Here is a 269-nt window from a genome sequence, read left to right as displayed (position 1 = left end):
CCCGGACGTAGCCCTGTCGGAAGACGACCGGCGTACTGCGCGGAAGATAATCGGTGCCATCCAGGACCCGCCGCAACTTTCGGAGGACGAGGCCCGAAGCGACCAGGCCGCGTTCTTCGACGAGAAGACGTACTGGTCCGTCCGGGACAACGAACTCCCCCGTCACGGACTCCCCGGTTTCGGCGAAGCGTACGACGACTGTGGCGACGACATCCCGCACTTTTGCGAGGACTGCGGCGACGCGTTCGCCGTGGGTCGGACGTGTTCGC

1 protein-coding gene is annotated in these 269 nt (G+C 65.8%); it reads left to right on the top strand.

What is annotated here, in order from left to right; all coding sequences use genetic code 11:
- Positions 1-269 (top strand): hypothetical protein (locus tag SM755_RS23725; RefSeq protein ID WP_323174845.1); only part of this gene is annotated, 269 nt, incomplete at both ends.

Origin of the sequence: Natrialba sp. PRR66, assembly GCF_034808065.1 — an archaeon.
Taxonomy (GTDB): Archaea; Halobacteriota; Halobacteria; order Halobacteriales; family Natrialbaceae; genus Natrialba; species Natrialba aegyptia.
Note: the sequence above shows the minus strand (reverse complement) of the source record. Positions and strands in the feature narration are given on the sequence as shown.